The sequence below is a fragment of the Streptomyces tateyamensis genome (assembly GCF_003205575.1).
GTDB lineage: Bacteria > Actinomycetota > Actinomycetes > Streptomycetales > Streptomycetaceae > Kitasatospora > Kitasatospora tateyamensis.
Genome location: NZ_PYBW01000150.1, coordinates 566 through 16,718 on the forward strand (window position 1 = coordinate 566; position 16,153 = coordinate 16,718).

General features: G+C 73.2%; 16 protein-coding genes and 1 pseudogene. 12 read left to right on the forward strand and 5 right to left on the reverse strand.

The annotated features are described in order from the left end of the window. The first annotated feature begins 148 nt into the window (after positions 1 to 148). The 4 genes from pnuC to C7C46_RS30110 all read left to right on the forward strand — a co-directional run bounded on the left by pnuC (position 149) and on the right by C7C46_RS30110 (position 3,128). Entirely contained in the window at positions 149 to 784 is a 636-nt protein-coding gene (pnuC, locus tag C7C46_RS30095; protein WP_110673095.1) for a nicotinamide riboside transporter PnuC, read from the forward strand. Beyond that, a complete protein-coding gene (locus tag C7C46_RS30100) occupies positions 781 to 1,875 on the forward strand; it encodes an AAA family ATPase (RefSeq protein ID WP_110673096.1) in 1,095 nt (364 codons plus the stop codon). The genes pnuC and C7C46_RS30100 overlap by 4 nt, the downstream gene beginning before the upstream one ends. A gap of 88 nt (positions 1,876 to 1,963) precedes the next feature. Beyond that, positions 1,964 to 2,446: a VOC family protein gene (locus tag C7C46_RS30105; RefSeq protein ID WP_110673097.1), complete on the forward strand. Its 483-nt coding sequence runs from the start codon at positions 1,964 to 1,966 to the stop codon at positions 2,444 to 2,446. Between the two features lie 40 nt (positions 2,447 to 2,486). Next, positions 2,487 to 3,128 carry a LysE family translocator gene (locus tag C7C46_RS30110; RefSeq protein ID WP_110673098.1) on the forward strand — a complete coding sequence of 214 codons (642 nt, stop codon included), beginning with the start codon at positions 2,487 to 2,489 and terminating at the stop codon, positions 3,126 to 3,128. Positions 3,129 to 3,170: 42 nt separating this feature from the next. On the opposite strand, the gene C7C46_RS30115 is transcribed toward C7C46_RS30110, so the two are convergent. Next, positions 3,171 to 4,166, reverse strand: a complete 996-nt coding sequence (locus C7C46_RS30115) for a serine protein kinase RIO (RefSeq protein ID WP_110673099.1) — start codon at positions 4,164 to 4,166, stop codon at positions 3,171 to 3,173. A gap of 313 nt (positions 4,167 to 4,479) precedes the next feature. Here C7C46_RS30115 and C7C46_RS30120 point away from each other — a divergent pair, with 313 nt between their 5' ends. Next, a complete protein-coding gene (locus C7C46_RS30120) occupies positions 4,480 to 4,890 on the forward strand; it encodes a DUF3224 domain-containing protein (protein ID WP_110673100.1) in 411 nt (136 codons plus the stop codon). A gap of 43 nt (positions 4,891 to 4,933) precedes the next feature. Here C7C46_RS30120 and C7C46_RS30125 read toward each other — a convergent pair whose 3' ends face one another. Continuing rightward, positions 4,934 to 5,572 (reverse strand): TetR/AcrR family transcriptional regulator, encoded by a 639-nt coding sequence (locus C7C46_RS30125; protein ID WP_110673101.1) that lies wholly within the window; start codon positions 5,570 to 5,572, stop codon positions 4,934 to 4,936. Between the two features lie 142 nt (positions 5,573 to 5,714). Between C7C46_RS30125 and C7C46_RS30130 the strand changes: the two genes are divergently transcribed. Then, positions 5,715 to 6,857: an acyl-CoA dehydrogenase family protein gene (locus C7C46_RS30130; protein ID WP_110673102.1), complete on the forward strand. Its 1,143-nt coding sequence runs from the start codon at positions 5,715 to 5,717 to the stop codon at positions 6,855 to 6,857. 483 nt (positions 6,858 to 7,340) lie between these two features. Continuing rightward, positions 7,341 to 8,003 carry an HAD family hydrolase gene (locus C7C46_RS30135; RefSeq protein ID WP_110673111.1) on the forward strand — a complete coding sequence of 221 codons (663 nt, stop codon included), beginning with the start codon at positions 7,341 to 7,343 and terminating at the stop codon, positions 8,001 to 8,003. Between the two features lie 184 nt (positions 8,004 to 8,187). Here the strand turns inward: C7C46_RS30135 and C7C46_RS37605 are convergent, their stop codons facing one another. Further along, positions 8,188 to 8,733 (reverse strand): NsdA family TPR-like regulatory protein, encoded by a 546-nt coding sequence (locus tag C7C46_RS37605; protein WP_484421959.1) that lies wholly within the window; start codon positions 8,731 to 8,733, stop codon positions 8,188 to 8,190. Positions 8,734 to 8,828: 95 nt separating this feature from the next. Between C7C46_RS37605 and C7C46_RS30145 the strand changes: the two genes are divergently transcribed. From C7C46_RS30145 to C7C46_RS30155, 3 genes and pseudogenes are all read left to right on the forward strand, one after another. Continuing rightward, entirely contained in the window at positions 8,829 to 9,269 is a 441-nt protein-coding gene (locus tag C7C46_RS30145; RefSeq protein ID WP_181442610.1) for a VOC family protein, read from the forward strand. A 382-nt stretch (positions 9,270 to 9,651) separates the two neighbouring features. After that, a pseudogene (locus C7C46_RS30150) lies at positions 9,652 to 9,936 on the forward strand (TROVE domain-containing protein); the annotation flags it as partial. A 152-nt stretch (positions 9,937 to 10,088) separates the two neighbouring features. Then, a complete protein-coding gene (locus C7C46_RS30155) occupies positions 10,089 to 10,445 on the forward strand; it encodes a UBP-type zinc finger domain-containing protein (RefSeq protein ID WP_110673106.1) in 357 nt (118 codons plus the stop codon). A 33-nt stretch (positions 10,446 to 10,478) separates the two neighbouring features. Here C7C46_RS30155 and C7C46_RS30160 read toward each other — a convergent pair whose 3' ends face one another. Continuing rightward, positions 10,479 to 11,252: a class I SAM-dependent methyltransferase gene (locus C7C46_RS30160; protein WP_110673107.1), complete on the reverse strand. Its 774-nt coding sequence runs from the start codon at positions 11,250 to 11,252 to the stop codon at positions 10,479 to 10,481. Positions 11,253 to 11,281: 29 nt separating this feature from the next. Further along, complete coding sequence (locus tag C7C46_RS30165) at positions 11,282 to 13,909, reverse strand: alpha-N-acetylglucosaminidase (RefSeq protein ID WP_110673108.1); 2,628 nt, start codon at positions 13,907 to 13,909, stop codon at positions 11,282 to 11,284. Between the two features lie 192 nt (positions 13,910 to 14,101). Between C7C46_RS30165 and C7C46_RS30170 the strand changes: the two genes are divergently transcribed. Both C7C46_RS30170 and C7C46_RS30175 read left to right on the forward strand, forming a co-directional pair. Then, positions 14,102 to 15,355, forward strand: coding sequence for an ROK family protein (locus C7C46_RS30170; protein WP_181442611.1), 1,254 nt, complete (start codon positions 14,102 to 14,104; stop codon positions 15,353 to 15,355). A gap of 93 nt (positions 15,356 to 15,448) precedes the next feature. Further along, a complete protein-coding gene (locus tag C7C46_RS30175; protein ID WP_110673110.1) occupies positions 15,449 to 16,108 on the forward strand; it encodes a PRC-barrel domain-containing protein in 660 nt (219 codons plus the stop codon). The last annotated feature ends 45 nt before the right edge of the window (positions 16,109 to 16,153 follow it).

Genomic DNA, 16,153 nt, shown 5'->3' on the forward strand with positions numbered 1-16,153 from the left:
TGGCGGTCGGAGCCCCGCCAGGGCTTCGGCATGAGGCTGTGACCTGGTCGCCTGCGCGGACTCGGACCCGGCGAGCTGGGAAATCCCATTGCGCACCACCCTCCCCACGGTTATCGTCACCCTGACATAAACCGAAGGGGGAGCCCTCATGTCGTCGATCATCGACGCCCTCAACCACCCGCTGTTCCAGCTCGGCAACGACGCCGTCAGCTCGGCCGAGCTGCTCGGCTTCGTCACCGGCGCCGTCGGCGTCTGGCTCTGCGTGCGGGCCCAGGTGTGGAACTTCCCGATCGGGATCGCCAACAACGTCTTCTTCCTGGTCCTGTTCTGGAGCGCCCGGCTGTACGCGGACGCCGCTCTGCAGGTGGTGTTCCTGCTGCTCGGCGCGCACGGCTGGTTCCAGTGGCGGTGGCGCGACGGCGAGCAGGGCGGGCGCCGGGTGATCGGGCGGGCCGGAACGGCGGAGCTGCTGTGGCCCGCCGCGCTGGTCGTGCCGGCCACCTGGCTGCTGACCGTGCTGCTGACCCGGGCGCACGACACGGCGCCGTTCTGGGACGCACTGACCACCGCCCTCTCGCTCGCCGCCCAGTGGCTGCTGAACGCCAAGCGGGTGCAGAACTGGTACTTCTGGGTGGCCGCCGACCTGGTCTACGTGCCGCTCTACGTGGTCAAGCGGCTGGACCTGACCGCCCTGGTCTACGTGGTGTTCCTCGGCATGTGCCTGGTCGGCCTGCGCGACTGGCGGCGTCAGCTCGCCGTCCCCGCGGCGGTGGCTGCGGCATGAGCTTCGAGCACGGGCTGGTGATCGGCAAGTTCTACCCGCCGCACGCCGGGCACCACTTCCTCGTCCGGGCCGCCGCGGACAGCTGTCGGCGGGTCACCGTGGTGGTGATGGCGGCCTCGCACGAGTCGATCCCGCTGGCCGAGCGGGTGGCCTGGATGAGCGCGTACTGGGCCGACGAGCCGCAGGTCGCGGTGGTCGGCACCATGGACGACCTGCCGGTGGACTACCAGGACGAGGCGGTCTGGGCCGGCCACGTGCAGCTGATGCGCGAGGCGGTGGCCGCGGCCCCGCCGGCGCCGCCGGTGGACGCGGTGTTCAGCTCCGAGCCGTACGGCACCGAGCTGGCCCACCGGTTCGGTGCCGCCCCGGTGCTGCTGGACACCCCGCGGCAGACCTTCGCCGTCTCCGGCACCGCGGTGCGCGCCGACCCGGTGGCGCACTGGGCGGACCTGGAGCCGCCGGTCCGCGCCTGGTTCACCCGGCGGGTGGTGGTGCTGGGCGCCGAGTCCACCGGTACCACCACCCTCTCCCGGGACCTGGCCGCCGCCCTGCGGGAACGCGGTGGCCCGCATGCGCTGACCGGCTGGGTGCCCGAGTACGGGCGGGAGCTGACGGTGGGCAAGCTGGCCGTGGCGCGCGCCGCCGACCCCGGTGCCACGGTCTTCGACCTGGACTGGACCGATGCCGACTTCGAGCTGGTGGTCCGCCGCCAGCAGCAGGCCGAGCAGCGCGCTGCCGCCGCCGGCGGACCGGTGCTGGTCTGCGACACCGACGCGCTGGCCACCACCGTCTGGCAGGAGCGCTACTGCGGCCGCACCACGCCCGAGGTCGCCGCCCTCGCCGCCGGCGGCCCGCCCCGCGCCCTCTACCTGCTGACCTCGGACCTCGGCGTCCCGTTCGACGACGACGGCCTGCGCGACGGCGAGCACCTGCGCGCCTGGATGACCAGCCGCTTCCGCGAGGTACTGGCCAAGGCGGACCTGCCCTGGCGGGAACTGACCGGGGACCGCTCCAGCCGGCTGGCCGCCGCCCTCGACGCGGTCGACGAACTCCTCACCGCGGGCTGGGGGCTGGCCGACCCGTTCGGGTGAGCCCAGGTGGGTTCGGGCGCGCCTGCCGGGGCGGGGCGGGCGGGGGGAGTAGGCAGGGGTGGGAACCCGACTCACCCGGAGGTGTGCCATGCCCAGTCCGCTCGCCGTCTGTCTCTGGTTCGACGGTCAGGCCGAGGAGGCCGCGCAGTTCTACGTCTCGGTCTTCCCGGACGGCCGGCTGGGCCGCACCGCCCGGTACAACGAGGCCGGGCCGGGGCCGGAGGGCTCCGTGATGGCCGTGGAGTTCGAGGTGAACGGCCTGCAGTTCACCGGGCTCAACGGCGGCCCGCAGTTCACCTTCTCCGAGGCGATCTCGATCCAGATCCCGTGCGCCGACCAGGCCGAGGTGGACTACTACTGGGACAAGCTCACCGAGGGGGGCGAGGAGGGCCCGTGCGGCTGGCTCAAGGACCGGTTCGGGGTGTCCTGGCAGGTCTTCCCGGCCGAGCTGATCGCGCTGAACAGCGACCCGGACCCGGTGAAGGCCGCCCGCACCATGCGGGCCATGATGCAGATGGGCAAGCTCGACCTGGCCGCGCTGCGCCGGGCGCACGCGGGCGAGGAGGGGTAACGGCCGAGGTGCTGTTCGCCGTTCGTTAGGCTGACGGCCCATGACAATAGCTGCCTCGCTCTGGTCCTTCGTCCTGGTGGTCGGCCTGCTCACGCTCACGCCCGGGCTGGACACCGCGCTGATCCTGCGCACCTGCGCGGTCGGCCGGCGCCACCGGGCCTGGGGAGTGGTGCTCGGCATCCAGACCGGCACTCTGCTCTGGGGCGCCCTCAGCTCGCTCGGGGTGACGGCGCTGCTGACCGCCTCGCAGCTGGCGTACCAGGTGGTGCGCTGGGCCGGGGTCTGCTACCTGCTCTGGATGGGCGGGCGGATGCTGCTGGACACCTTCCGCGGGCGCGGCGCCCCGGACTCCGCGGCGCAGGCGGCACTGTTCGACGGGCAGGACACCGTCGCGGGCGGCTGGCGGCAGGGGGCGCTGACCAATCTGCTCAACCCGAAGATGGGCGTCTTCTACGTGGCGGTGCTGCCGCAGTTCATCCCGCCGCACGTGCCGCACCTGGGCATGGGGCTGCTGCTCACCTCGGTGCACATCGGGCTGGGTCTGGCCTGGTCCAGCCTGCTGATCGCCTTCGCGGGCGTGCTGCGCGGCTGGCTGGCCCGGCCGGGGGCGCGCCGGGCGCTGGACCGGGTGACCGGCACGGTGATCGCCGCCTTCGGGATCCGGCTGGCCCTGGGGGACTGACGCGGCGTCAGTCCCCCAGCACCACCCACCCCAGGTACCACGTCAGTCCAGCCGGGCCTCGTAGGCCAGCTCCCCGGACAGCTCGTCCACCCGGGCCTGCGGCAGCCCGCGCGCGGTGAACCAGGCCCCTACGTTGCGCACGTCGCGCTCCAGGAAGCTGCGCCCGCGCGGGTTGGCGATCACGTCCACGATCTGCGGCACGTCGATGATCACCAGGCGGCCCTCGTGGACCAGGATGTTGTAGGCGGACAGGTCGCCGTGCGCGAACCCGTCCCGAGCCATCAGGGCGAGCGAGCGGCCGAGTTGGGCCCACAGGTCGGCCAGGTCGGCCTCCTCGGTGCGCAGCTGGGCCAGCCGGGGCGCGGCCTGGCCGGCGGCGTCGCCGATGAACTCCATCAGGATCTCGGTGCCGAGGATCTGCACCGGGTACGGCACCGCGACGCCCAGCTGCCAGAGCCGGCAGAGCGCGCCGAACTCGGCCCCGGCCCACTGCCCGGCGATGGCCTGCTTGCCGAACTCGGTGCGCTTGGCCATCGCCCGGCTGACCCGGGACTCCTTGTGCTGACGGCCCTCCAGGTAGCCGGAGTCGCGGTGGAACAGCCGGTGGTGGCCGTCCCGGTAGCGCTTGGCCGCCATCAGGGTGCGCCGGTCGGTGCCGGGGACGGCGCGCTCCACCAGGAAGACGTCGCCCTCCTTGCCGGTCTTGACGATGCCGAGCTCGGTGTCGACGGCGGCAAGCTCGGTGACCACCCAGTCGGGGCGCGGCTCGGGGCCCTTCTCGGTGGGGGTGGACTGGTCCCAGGTGGACCAGCGGTCGCCCTGCGGGGGGCCGTCCAGCGGAGCCGGGCTGACGGCGGTGCTGCTGGTGCCGCTGCTGTCGGCAGCGGCGGTGGGGTTGAGGATCGCCTCGAACTCGGCGTAGGCGGTGAAGGATTCCTCGTAGGCCGGGTACTCCGCCGCCTCGCTGAGGCGGTTGCGCTTGGCGCCCTTGGCGCGGATACGGCTGAAGGAGTCGGAATCGGCGAAACGGTCACGCACTGTGGTGGTCTCCTGCGGAGTGGGCCCACCGGGGTGCGTCTACGGACGCGGTGTCAGCCGGTGGGCGAGAGAACGGAGGGGGCGTCTGGCGCGCACGACGAGGCGCGCCGCATCACGGCGGCAGCCATGAGGTCACACCTCCCCTCTCGGACGAACTCTCGGCGCACGCGGGCCCGAATCGGCCCCGTGTCGCAGGAACGTGGACGATAGTAGCCGTCCCACCGGGACGCGCAACCGATTTGATTCGGGCCCCGGCGGAGGCCGACCGCGTCGACCCGACGCACTGTCAGACCCCGCCGCTAGCCTCGCGCGCATGAGAGCCACTGCGATCTTCAGCGTGAAGTCCTTCGTCCCCACCGATGTGGTGCCCGACCCGCCCGTCGCCACGGCCGCGCCGGTCGGCGTCTCCACCATGGAGAAGCACTTCGAGGGCGAGGTGATCGGCCGCTCCGCCACCCTGTTCACCGCCGCCTTCGACCAGGCCACCGGTGTGGGCACCTACCTGGCGATGGAGTCCTTCGAGGGCTCGGTGCACGGCCTGGACGGCGCCTTCAACTTCGCCCACTCGGCGACCACCACGGGGGCGGACCGGCTCAACGAGTTCTTCGTGATCGTCCCCGGCAGCGGCACGGCGGCGCTGGCCGGCATCACCGGTACCGGCGGCATCGCGGTGGACGAGGACGGCACGCACCGGATCTGGCTCGACTACCAGCTCGGCGAGTAGCGCGGCCGCGCCTCGCCGCTCCTCCCCCACTACTGCTCCCCCGCTACTCCTCCCGCACCAGCCCGTTGAGCAGCAGCTCCGCCAGGTGCCCGTAGGCCGCCGCGTCCGCCAAGCCGGTGGCGGCGGCCACCTGGCGGCGCTGGATCCGCACCATCACCGAGGTGATCACCTCCGCCGCGAACGCCACGTGCACCTCGCGGAACGCGCCGTCGGCCACGCCCTCCTCGATCAGCTGGCCGACCCGCGCCGCCGCCGCCCTGGTGTTGCGCTCGTACACCTCGGCGGCCGGCTCGAAGGCCGCCAGGTCGTCGAAGAACTGCGGTGACAGCGGCGCGAGTTCGGCCGCCACGGCCCGCAGGTAGGCAGCGAGCCGGCGGGCCGGCTCGGCCTGCGCGGCAGTGGCCGCCTCCACCCGCACCGTGGCCCGCCGGAAGAAGTGCACCACCACCGCCCGGACCAGCTGCTCCTTGCTGCCGGCCAGCCCGTACAGGGTGCGCTTGGAGCAGTGCAGCCGGGCGGCGATGTCGTCCAGGGTCAGCTGGGCGAACCCCTCGCCCACCAGCAGCTCGACCAGCTCCTCGAAGAGCTCGGTCCGCCGGGCTGCCCCGCGCCCGGTCCGCTTCGGGCCGATCTGATCCGCCGTGCCCGGCTCCGCACCGGCCACCAGCGCGTTCTCGATCATCCCGCCAGTATGGCAGCCACCCCTGCGCAAGCAGCCCACAACCCGGGCGGCCAAGCTCTGCGCTACGCTAACCGGTACTGACGTACCCTCTTCAGTACCGTTTCGAGTCGGTGTCCATCGACACGACCTGCCAGGAGTCGCCATGGCCGTCGACCGCCTGCTTCCCACCCCCGAAGCAGAGGACCTGATCGCGCTCACCCGTGAGATCGCGGACAAGGAGCTCACCCCCCGGGTCGAGCAGCACGAGAGCGCCGAGAGCTACCCGGAGGGCCTGTTCGCCACCCTGGGCCGCGCCGGTCTGCTCGGCCTGGCCTACCCGGAGGAGTTCGGCGGCGGCGGCCAGCCGTACGAGGTCTACCTGCAGGTCCTGGAGGAGCTGGCGGCCCGCTGGGCGGCGGTCGCGGTGGCCACCAGCGTGCACACCATGGCCTGCTACCCGCTGACCGCGTTCGGCACCGACACCCAGAAGGAGCAGTGGCTGCCCCGGATGCTGGCGGGCGAGCTGGTCGGCGGCTACAGCCTCTCCGAGGCCCAGGCCGGCTCCGACGCGGCGGCCCTGAACTGCAAGGCGCAGCGGACCGAGAACGGCTACCGGATCACCGGCACCAAGGCCTGGATCACCCACGGCGGCAAGGCCGGCTTCTACACCCTGTTCGCCCGCACCGCGCCGGGCAGCCACGGCGTCTCCTGCTTCCTGGCGCCCGGTCAGACCGAGGGCCTGAGTTTCGGCAAGCCGGAACGGAAGATGGGCCTGCAGGCCGTCCCCACCACCTCCGCCCACTGGGACGGCGCCGTGCTCGCCGCCGACCGCCTGATCGGCACCGAGGGCCAGGGCCTGCAGATCGCGTTCAGCGCCCTGGACAGCGGCCGCCTGGGCATCGCCGCCTGCGCCACCGGCCTGGCCCAGGCCGCCCTGGACGCGGCCGTCGCCTACGCCAACGAGCGCACCACCTTCGGCCGCCGGATCGTCGACCACCAGGGCCTGGGCTTCCTGCTCGCCGACATGGCCGCCGCCGTCGACTCGGCCCGCGCCACCTACCTCGACGCCGCCCGCCGCCGCGACGCCGGCCGCCCCTTCGGCCGCCAGGCCTCCGTCGCCAAACTGGTCGCCACCGACGCCGCGATGAAGGTGACGACCGACGCCGTCCAGGTCCTCGGCGGCTACGGCTACACGCGCGACTTCCCGGTCGAGCGCTTCATGCGCGAAGCCAAGATCATGCAGATCTTCGAGGGGACCAACCAGATCCAGCGGCTTGTCATCAGCCGCACCCTGAGCGCGGGCTGACAAACCACCAGCGTCAACGAAATTCCGCTTGCCTTCGATGTACTGGTGTACGTCTCGGATCTGACGTGCCAGATGTGCAGCCATGGCTTTGAGCCCCCGGCGTCACCTGACCGCGCAGACGAGTACAACCGAACTGGATCGTGACAGCACCCAACGAACCGGCCCCCATCAACCTTCGGACCGTCGGCGCGTTTCGTCGTGCTCAGGCGCCGATCGCGGCCTTGTACTGGGCGACTTGGTCGGCGGAGAGCAGGTGGCTCACGCGGACGACGACGGGTCCGGCCTGGTAGATGTAGTCGGGGGTGAGGAGTGCGCCGAGGGCCTGCTGGGCCTTGTTGTGGTCCCCCCCTGGGGGCGTGGGTGGTGATGGGGGGACCGTAGCGCTGACGGCTGTCGGACGGCGGAGAGTTGCCGACCTGTGACCGCTACCGCACGATATCGCCCTCGCCGAGGCGTTCGGCGGGCCTCGACTACGCTGCCGCCATGACGATCAAGGCAGTGGTTTTCGATGTTGGCGAGTGCCTGGTAGACGAGACCCGCGAGTACGGCACGTGGGCCGACTGGCTCGGCGTCCCGCGCCACACCTTCGTCGCCCAATTCGGCGCTGTGATTGCCCAGGGGCTCGACTACCGCGAGACGTTCCAGGTGTTTCGGCCCGGCTTTGACCTCTACGAGGAACGCGAGCTCCGCGCCGCTGCCGGCCAGCCCGAGACCTTCGACGAGGACGACCTCTACCCGGATGTCCGACCGGCACTCACCCAGCTGCGGGCGGACGGATTGTGGCTGGGCATCGCCGGCAACCAGACCGTGCGGGCCGGCGGGATCCTGCGCGAGCTGTTCAACGGCAGCGTGGACCTGATCGGCACCTCGGACGACTGGGGTGCCAGCAAGCCCGATGTCGCGTTTTTCGAGCGCGTCGCCGAGGTAACCCCAGCCGAGCCTCGCGAGATCCTCTACGTTGGCGACCGCATCGAGAACGACATCCTGCCCGCGATCGAGGCCGGGATGCAGACGGCTCTGATCCGTCGTGGGCCGTGGGGCTGGATCCAGCAGTACGACCCCGCCAACGAGCAGGCCACGTTCCGAGTCGACTCGCTGACGGACCTGCCGGAGCTGATCAACAAGTTCAACGCTGCAGAGCGTTGAGCGTCGGCCCCCACGCGTACAGGCGGTCGTCGACCCGCTGGACGGCGGCCGTGCCCTGCCAAGGCGTCATCTCGCGCCGAGCCTGACGGACCCGTTCAGCGCCAGCGGCATACCAGGTGATGGCGAGTTGGTCGAGGGCCTCCTCCAAACGAGCGCACGCGGCGTCGGGGTCGCCGCTGGCGACCTAGACTGCGGCCAGGTCGCCAAGGATGACGGTGCGCTGCTTGCCGTCCGTCGCGGGCAGGTGCGCGAGGACATCCTCCAGTGTGGTGCGGGCCTGCGGCAGGTGGCCGGCGAGCAACTCGGTGTTGCCGCGGAATGCGGCGAGGCGCAGCGGGCTGAACCAGGTGAACCAGTCGGGCGAGCTGTAGTCGCTCCCGGCGTCCAGGATGTCCTCGGCGTGCCGCAGAAGGGTGAGTGCCGCCCGCGGGTCGCCGCAGCGGGTCAGGCATTCGGCTTCGACGGCGTCCAGCCAGGCGAGGAACTCGGCGCTGGCGGGGGCGCGGCGGGCAGCGCTTGGCGCATCACCGCGAGCAGGCACAGGGTCGGAGACCCGCAGCGAGTGGCAGCTGATCGTTCCCCCTTCCCCCTTACCTGAGGCTGGAGATCGTAGCGACGGATCGGCGGGGTGCGCTAATGACTTCGACAGGGTGACCAGATGACCGGCGGGCCGGCCGCCGCAGCACAGTGGCGCCGGGAGACGGTGCGGACGCGGGCGGCCGAGCGACACCCCCTCGGAGGACGTGGACTCGGCAGGCGTTTGAGCCGGTTGCGAGCTTTGTTGCTCATCCCGTTCATCTTCTTATCAGTCAATATCGTGGCGCCATGACCTCTCCCGTGAGATTCCAGATCGCCGTGGACGCTGCCGACCCGCACCGCCTGGCCGACTTCTGGGCCGCGGCCCTCGGCTGGGCCGTCGAGGACCACGAACCCGCCGTCCGCGCCGCGCTCGAGGCCGGGCACGCCGACGACACCGACGTTGTCACCCACAACGGCCGGCTCGCCTGGTCCGCCGCCGCGGCCGCCGTACTGCCGGGCAGCACCCGCGAGGACTCGGGCCGGCGCCTGCTGTTCCAGGCCGTGCCCGAGGCGAAGGCCGGCAAGAACCGGCTGCACCTGGACCTCAGCGTCGGCCGCGACCGCCTCGACGCCGAGACCGAGCGGCTCACCGCCCTGGGCGCCACCGTCCTGTACCGGGTCGACGAGCCCGCCGGGTTCCACGTGACGCTCCAGGACCCGGAGGGCAACGAGTTCTGCGTGCAGTGAGCACGGCGTCGGGTGGGCGCCGATCGGGGAGCGGCACCACCGTGGCGTGGGCGGCCGGCAGGCGGGTGAGCGCACCATGGGGCAAGCACCACCGAGAGGCAGCGCCGATGAGCCACACTGTTCCGCCCGATGCGCAGGGCCCGTCCTGGCCCGGGGGTCGGCGCGGCAGCCGCGGGCCCACCCGTACGGGCAGGCCCGCGTCCGGCCGACCGTTCCCGCTGGCGCAGCCGGTGCTCGGCGACGCGGACGAGCCGTGGTCGGAGCGGGAGCCGTCGCAGCCCCCGACCGAACCGCCGGGCGCACCGCCCCGCGACCCGAACCCGCCTGCCGAGCCGACCGAGTAGGCGCATAGCGCGGGCCGGGCGGCCGACGGTGAGCCCCGGACACCGCGGGCGCGCTGCGCGCATCCTTCGACGGTCACGACCGGGTCGTCGTGGTCACCGACGAGCAGGTGGCGGGCGAGGAGGTCGGCCGGTCGATACCGGCGCAGGTCCCGATGTACACCTGGAACCTGGCCGGCTACCGGGTCGGGCACGCGCCTTCGGGTGCGGAGAACCGCCACACCTTCGGCGGCCTGACCGACCAGGCCTTCGGAATGATCCCGCTGCTGGAGGCCGGGGTCGGCGGAGCCTGGCCGTGGCAGGATCCCCCACGCTCCGTCACCTGACGCAACCTCAGGCAATGCCGGACCGGCAGCCGGTGGCGACCCGGTGGGCGAGCCTTCCGTGCCCATACTGGGAGGACTGCTGACCACCGACGGCGGCACGCGGACCGGTTCCCCGTCCGGGGCCGGTCCAGGACTCGTCCAGGAGGAGAGACATGGCAACGGAGCAGGACGTCGACACCTCGGTCCCGCCGAGCGGCTCGGGCTGCGTCGAGTGCGAGGCCGCCGGCGGCTGGTGGGTGCACCTGCGGCGCTGTGCCCTGTGCGGCCACATCGGGTGCTGCGACTCCTCCCCGTCCCGGCACGCCACCGCGCACTGGAAGGAGACCGGGCACCGGATGATGCGCACCTACGAGCCCGGCGAGGGCTGGTTCTGGGACTACGAGACCTCGGAGTACTTCGAGTCCGGGCCGGAGCTGGCCGCGCCGCTCAGCCACCCCCTCGACCAGTCGGTCCCGGGCCCCGCGGACCGGCTGCCCCCGAACTGGGAGGAACAGCTGGACCGCGACTGAGGGCTGTGCGGCGCCGGCCCGGGCCCGGGCTGGTCAGCCCTCGACCGCCCCGGGCCGGCGCCGGGCCAGGTGCACGGTGAGTCCGGCGTCCAGCTCGACCGCCTCGGGAAGCACCCGGGCGATCTGCCGGAACACCTGCGCCCGGTCCTCGGGCGCCAGGACCAGGTAGGCCGAGATGGTCGACAGGTGGTCCAGGTACTCCCGGGCGGTCATGGTGAGCCGGCGCGCGATCTCGCACTGGCGCACGTCAGTGAACCAGGCGGACTGCTGGAGTTCGGTGCCGGGCCACTGCACGGCCTGCTCGGGCGGCGTGCCGTCGGGGGACGGGATCTCGTCGCTCTCCAGGAACGGCGCACCGGCCGCCCCGACCGCCCGCGCCAGCTCCGGGTCGGCCAGTCGGACCGGGCCGCCGAACGAGGCGAACACCCCGGCGGGCGCCAGCAGCGCGGCCCCTCGCGGCCAGCGGCCCTCGGGGGCGGTCCAGTGCAGCGCGGCGGCCGCGTACACCAGGTCGTACCGCTCCCCCGGGCTCAGCTCCTCGAAGGCGGCCTGCTCCGCCCGGACGGCAGGCAGTCGCTTGCGCAGCTCGGCGAGCATCGCCGCATCGGGTTCGGTCGCGGTGACCGCGATCCCCGCGCCCGCGAACAACCGGGTGGCCTTGCCGGTCCCGGCGCCGATCTCCAGGGCGGTCCGCACCGGGTGTTCCGCGTACTCGGCGACCAGGTCGAGGAGTTCGCGGGGGTACCCGGGGCGGTGCCGTTCGTACGCCTCGGCGACCGCGCCGAAGCTCAGTGCACGTTCCGTCATGCCGAGCATCCTGGCACCGCGGCCGCTCGTCAGTTCGGGAGTTTCCAGAGCTGGTTGGCGGTGCCGGTGCAGGTCCAGAGGATCAGCGCGGTGCCGGGCGCCGAGCTGCCGCCGGAGGCGTCCAGGCACAGGCCCGACTTGGTGTTCTGCAAGGTGCCGTCACCGCGCGGCACCCAGGACTGGGCGGGGGTGCCGTTGCAGCTGTAGAGCTGCACCACGGTGCCGGCGGCGGTGGCGCCGCCGCGCGCGTCCATGCACTTGCCGTCGGCGCGCACGGTGCCGTCGCCCGGCAGGCTCCAGCTCTGCGCCGCCGTGCCGTTGCAGGTCCACAGTTGCAGCGGGGTGGAGTCGGCGGAGCTGCCGTTGGTGACGTCCACGCAGCGGCCGCCGATCCCGGTCACCGGGCCGGCCGGGACGACGGGCGGCAGGGTGGCGGCGATCTGCCCGGCGGCGGCGACCGGGTCACCGGTGGGGGTGGTCGGGTAGGCGGTGCCGGCGTGGGCCCAGGCGTCGTCCATGGCGAAGAAGTCGAGCGCGGCCGGTGCCGTGCCGGTGCTCAGCGCGGTGTCCAGCGAGGCGAAGTAGGCCGACCAGCGCTTGGCGTACAGGTCCTTGACCAGGCCCGCGTACTCGCGGGCGGCGTAGTCGCGCAGCCCGTTGCCTTCGGCCTGGGAGCGGTTGCCCCAGGTGGTGACCAAGGCGCGGTCGTCGTACTGGAGTTGCGCCCGCTCGGCGTCGGTGGCTGCCCAGCCGTTCACCTCGGCCAGCCAACTGCCTGCCAGGAAGCGGGAGTCGGTGGCCAGCAGCTGGTCCAGCTCGGCCTCGTCGCCGTTCCACTCGGTGACCAGCGAACGGAACGCGGCCAGGTTCTTGGCGTTGTAGGCGGCGGCGAGCTGCGGGAGCAGCGCCCGGCTGCGGTCGTCCAGCGCCTGGCGGGCGAGGTTGACCAGGTCGAACCGGTAGGCGTCGGTGGCCTGCTGGGCGGGGGCGGCCTTCAGCAGGTCGTTGAGTGCGGCGCGCACGGTGGCCGGGTCGTAGCGCAGTGCGGTGGGGCTCCAACTGGCCGTGCTGCTCGCGGTGAGCGAGGGGCGGGCGGTGAGCAGGCTGTCCTGCGGCTCGGCCCAGCTGCCGGACGCCATCGCGTACGGGCCCTGGGCCAACTGGGCCCAGGCGGCCTCGGTGTTGGCGTCCGGACCGCCGTAGCGGGCGTCGGCGTAGCCGCGGAACCAGGCGGTGCGGTCGATCGCGGTGCTCGGCAGCCCGCTGCTCGACAGCCCGCTGCTCGGCGACCAGGCCAGGTCGGCGAAGAGGGCCAGTGCTGCCGGATCGGTGCCGGTGCCCTCGGGCAGGTACGCGATGCCCTGTTCCGCGCTGCCGGCCTTGGTCAGCCACTGCTGGAACCGGGCGGTCCACACGGCCGCGTTGGCACCGCTGGTGGTCTTGCCGCCCATGTCGGAGATGGTGCCGAAGGCGTACGGGGTGCCGGACCAGGAGCTCTCCCGGTCGAGGTTGTCGTAGCGGTCGGAGAGGCCGTCGACGATCAGCATCCGGCTCCTGTCGACCCCGGCCAGCAGGGCGGGGGCGGGGTTGTCCTGCCAGCCGAGGATCGCCCAGGTGGCGCCGGGGTGGGCGGTCAGCAGGGCCTGCTGGATCGCGGTGGCGGCGTTGGTGACGTTGACGCTGCCGGCGGTGCCGCCCTCGTGCAACGGGTCCATCTTGTACATCGTGCTGTCACCGAAGGCGGTGTGCTGGGCGGCGTAGTAGGCGGCCGCGAGCCGGGCGAACAGCGCGGTGGTGGGGTCGAGCCAGGAGTCGCGGGTGTAGCCGACCCAGCTGCCCTGGGCGACCACGGCGGCACCGGGGTTGCGGGTGGCGAAGTCGGTCGGCACGGTGCCGTAGAAGCCGGGCAGTACGGGGGTCATGCCCAGCGCGCGCAGTTGGTCGCAGAGCCGGCGCCCCAGCGCGGCCCGGGCGGTGACGAGCTGTTGGGAGACCGGACCGCCACCGGACATGTTCTGCAGCAGCCACCAGGGCTGGTGCCCCGGTTCCGGGATCCAGGAGAGCAGGTCGGCGGCGGAGTAGCCGAACTGCTGCAGCGCCTGCTCGTAGGGCTGTTCGGCGCCGACGGTCAGGTAGACCTCGTTGAAGCCGTGCAGTGCGAGCACGTCGATCTCGTGCTGCCAGTCGGCGAAGGTGCGGTAGGCGCCGGAGTATCCGTTGTCGGTGTCGTTGAGCGCGTAGCGGTGCGGGACCACGGCGCGGTCGGTGAACGGGGCGGCCACGGCCGGCAAGGTGGCGGGCAGGGCCTCGGTGCTGCTGCCGGGCAGCCCGATGTCGGCGTGCGCGACGTTGCGCAGGTACCAGCCGACGCCGGCCAGCAGGGTCGCGGGCGAGGTGCCGGTGACCCGGACCGCCCCGGCGCTGCCGGCCACGGTGTAGGCGTCGGCGCCCTTCGCCGGCCGGGCGGCGGGGACCAGGGTGAACTGCCCGGCCTGCGCGGGGAGCAGGCGCTGCAGGGCGGCGACGGCGGGAGCCGGGTCGAACGGGGAAGGGGTGGCTGCGGCGTGCGCGGGGGCGGTGGCCAGGGCGGGGGCGGCGATCAGCAGGGACAGCGCGGCGAGCGCGCGCAGCAGCCGGGGTCGGCGGGGGTTGCCCATGTCTGCCTCTTCACGGAGTGGGGGTCGGGCGTGCGGGGCATGGCTGAGACTTATTAACGGAGCGTTCGTTAATATGGGCGTGAGGTTCCGTACTGTCAAGGACTCTGACAGCACGGGGCGGCTAGATTGCACCGAACGGCGCCGTGGCGGGACGGCGGCGCACAGGCGGAGGAGCGGAATGCGGGTGACCCGGTGACGGACGAGGCGACGGCTCGGCAGCAGGCGGCCACCGGCCCGGCGGTGCTGCGGCGGATCAACGCCGTCGCGGTGCTGGACGCGCTGCGCGTGGGCGGCCCGCAGGCAGCCCGGGTGGCCGACCTGGCCGCCGCCACCGGGCTCTCCCGCCCGGCCGTGACCAGGGCGCTGGCCGCGCTGACCGAGTCCGGACTGGTCGTCAGCACCGACGCCGACCAGAGCGCCGGCGCCGCGGGCACCGCCGGCAAGCTGGGCCGGCCCGCCCAGCACGTACGGTTCCGGGCCGAGTTCGGGCACGTCGTCGGGGTGGACGTGGGCCCGCACAAGGTGCTCGCCGTGCTCGCCGACCTGGCGGGCCGCACCCTGGCGACCTGTCAGCTCGCCGTCCCCGCGCAGGTCGACGGCCCGCGGCTGTTCGAGACCGTCCGGACCGCCCTCACCGCGGTCGCCGGCCGAGCGGCCACCGCCCCCGAACGACTGCTCGCGGTCAGCGTCGGCACCCCCGGCGTGGTGCCCCCCGGCAGCGACACGGTCCGGGTGGCCCCCAGCATCCCCGGCTGGGCCGGCCTGCCGGTGGTCCCGCGCCTGCGCGACTGGCTGAACTGCCCGGTGACGATCGACAACGACGTCGACCTCGCGGTGCTCGGCGAGCAGTGGCGCGGCGGCTCGGCGGCCGCCCGCAGCCTGGTCTTCGTGCAGTGGGGCGAGCGGATCGGCACCGGCCTGGTGCTCGACGGCCGTCCGCATCGGGGCGCCACCGGCGCCGCGGGCGAGCTGGGCTTCGTCGACCTGCTCGCCGAGCCCGACACCGTCCCCGACCGGCCGCTCACCGAGCGCCTGCCGGACGGCCTGGGCCCGTTCGAGCACCTGGCCGGCGCGGCCGCGATCCGCCGACTGGCCCGCGCGGCGGGCGCCCCGCTCGGGCCGGACGGCGACACCGCCCCGCTGTTCGCCGCCGCGGCCGCCGGTGACGCGGTCGCGCTGGCCGTGGTGGACCAGGTGGCCGCCCGGTTCGCCCGCGGCCTGGCCGTACTGCTTCTCCTGCTGGACCCGGACAAGGTGGTGATCGGCGGCGGGCTCTCCCGGGCCGGCCGCACGCTGCTCGACCCGGTCCGCGCGCACCTGCGCCGGCACACTCTGGCGGACACCGAGATCACCGCCTCGGCCCTGGGCGACGGCGCCGTCGCGGTGGGCGCCGTGCGTCGCGCCCTGGACCTGGTCGAACCGCAGCTGACGGCCGCTCTGGGCTGACCCGGCAGCGGGCGGGACCCGAAGGCATGCGCGCACGTCCTGCGGGCAGACGCTCGGTCGACCCGAAGTCGAACCGAACCACCGGAGGTTGCGATGAACCAGCCCGTGCCGTACCGGATCGGAGCGGAGGTCCGCTGCGCGGACGAGGACTGCGGAACATTGGAGCGGGTGGTGGTCGACCCCGTCGCGCACCGGGTCACCCACCTGGTCGTGGCCGACCGCCTGGTGCCGGTCGCCCTGGTCGAACCGCCCTCGACCGCGGCGCCGGACGAGCCTGAAGAGGCCGTCGTGCTGCGCTGCACCCGTGCCGAACTGGACGCCCTCGACTCGGCGGTGGAGACCGAGTACCTGGCGCCCGAGTCGCGCGGCGCCGGCTACGCGAGCGGCGAGGCGCTGCTGCTGCCCTACTACGGCCTCGGTGCCGGTACGGCCGGCCTGACGCCCAATCTGCTGCTCCCGTCACCCGATCCGGTGCTGGAGGAGCACGAGCGGGTGCCGGCCGGCGAGGTGCAGATCCGGCGCGGGGACCCGGTCGAGGCGGAGGACGGGTCGATCGGCAAGGTCCAGGGCCTGGTGGTCGACCCGGCCGACCACGCCGTCACCCACGTGCTGCTGCAGGAGGGGCACCTGTGGGGCCGCAAGACTGTCGCCATCCCGATCCGGCGCACCTACTGGAGTAGTGGCCTGGTGCACGTGCGGCTGACCAAGAGTGAGGTGGCCGACCTGCCGCCGGCCGAACTCACCGGCAGCTGACCCATCGGCCGAACTCACCGGCAGCTGATCCGCCGGAGGCCGCCC

What these genes read in the sequence shown, in the direction of transcription:
- pnuC (WP_110673095.1), top strand. Translation starts at nt 149, where the DNA reads ATGTCGTCGATCATCGACGCCCTCAACCACCCGCTGTTCCAGCTCGGC.
- C7C46_RS30100 (WP_110673096.1), top strand. Translation starts at nt 781, where the DNA reads ATGAGCTTCGAGCACGGGCTGGTGATCGGCAAGTTCTACCCGCCGCAC.
- C7C46_RS30105 (WP_110673097.1), top strand. Translation starts at nt 1,964, where the DNA reads ATGCCCAGTCCGCTCGCCGTCTGTCTCTGGTTCGACGGTCAGGCCGAG.
- C7C46_RS30110 (WP_110673098.1), top strand. Translation starts at nt 2,487, where the DNA reads ATGACAATAGCTGCCTCGCTCTGGTCCTTCGTCCTGGTGGTCGGCCTG.
- C7C46_RS30120 (WP_110673100.1), top strand. Translation starts at nt 4,480, where the DNA reads ATGAGAGCCACTGCGATCTTCAGCGTGAAGTCCTTCGTCCCCACCGAT.
- C7C46_RS30125 (WP_110673101.1), bottom strand. Translation starts at nt 5,572, where the DNA reads ATGATCGAGAACGCGCTGGTGGCCGGTGCGGAGCCGGGCACGGCGGAT.
- C7C46_RS30130 (WP_110673102.1), top strand. Translation starts at nt 5,715, where the DNA reads ATGGCCGTCGACCGCCTGCTTCCCACCCCCGAAGCAGAGGACCTGATC.
- C7C46_RS30135 (WP_110673111.1), top strand. Translation starts at nt 7,341, where the DNA reads ATGACGATCAAGGCAGTGGTTTTCGATGTTGGCGAGTGCCTGGTAGAC.
- C7C46_RS30145 (WP_181442610.1), top strand. Translation starts at nt 8,829, where the DNA reads ATGACCTCTCCCGTGAGATTCCAGATCGCCGTGGACGCTGCCGACCCG.
- C7C46_RS30155 (WP_110673106.1), top strand. Translation starts at nt 10,089, where the DNA reads ATGGCAACGGAGCAGGACGTCGACACCTCGGTCCCGCCGAGCGGCTCG.
- C7C46_RS30160 (WP_110673107.1), bottom strand. Translation starts at nt 11,252, where the DNA reads ATGACGGAACGTGCACTGAGCTTCGGCGCGGTCGCCGAGGCGTACGAA.
- C7C46_RS30165 (WP_110673108.1), bottom strand. Translation starts at nt 13,909, where the DNA reads ATGGGCAACCCCCGCCGACCCCGGCTGCTGCGCGCGCTCGCCGCGCTG.
- C7C46_RS30175 (WP_110673110.1), top strand. Translation starts at nt 15,449, where the DNA reads ATGAACCAGCCCGTGCCGTACCGGATCGGAGCGGAGGTCCGCTGCGCG.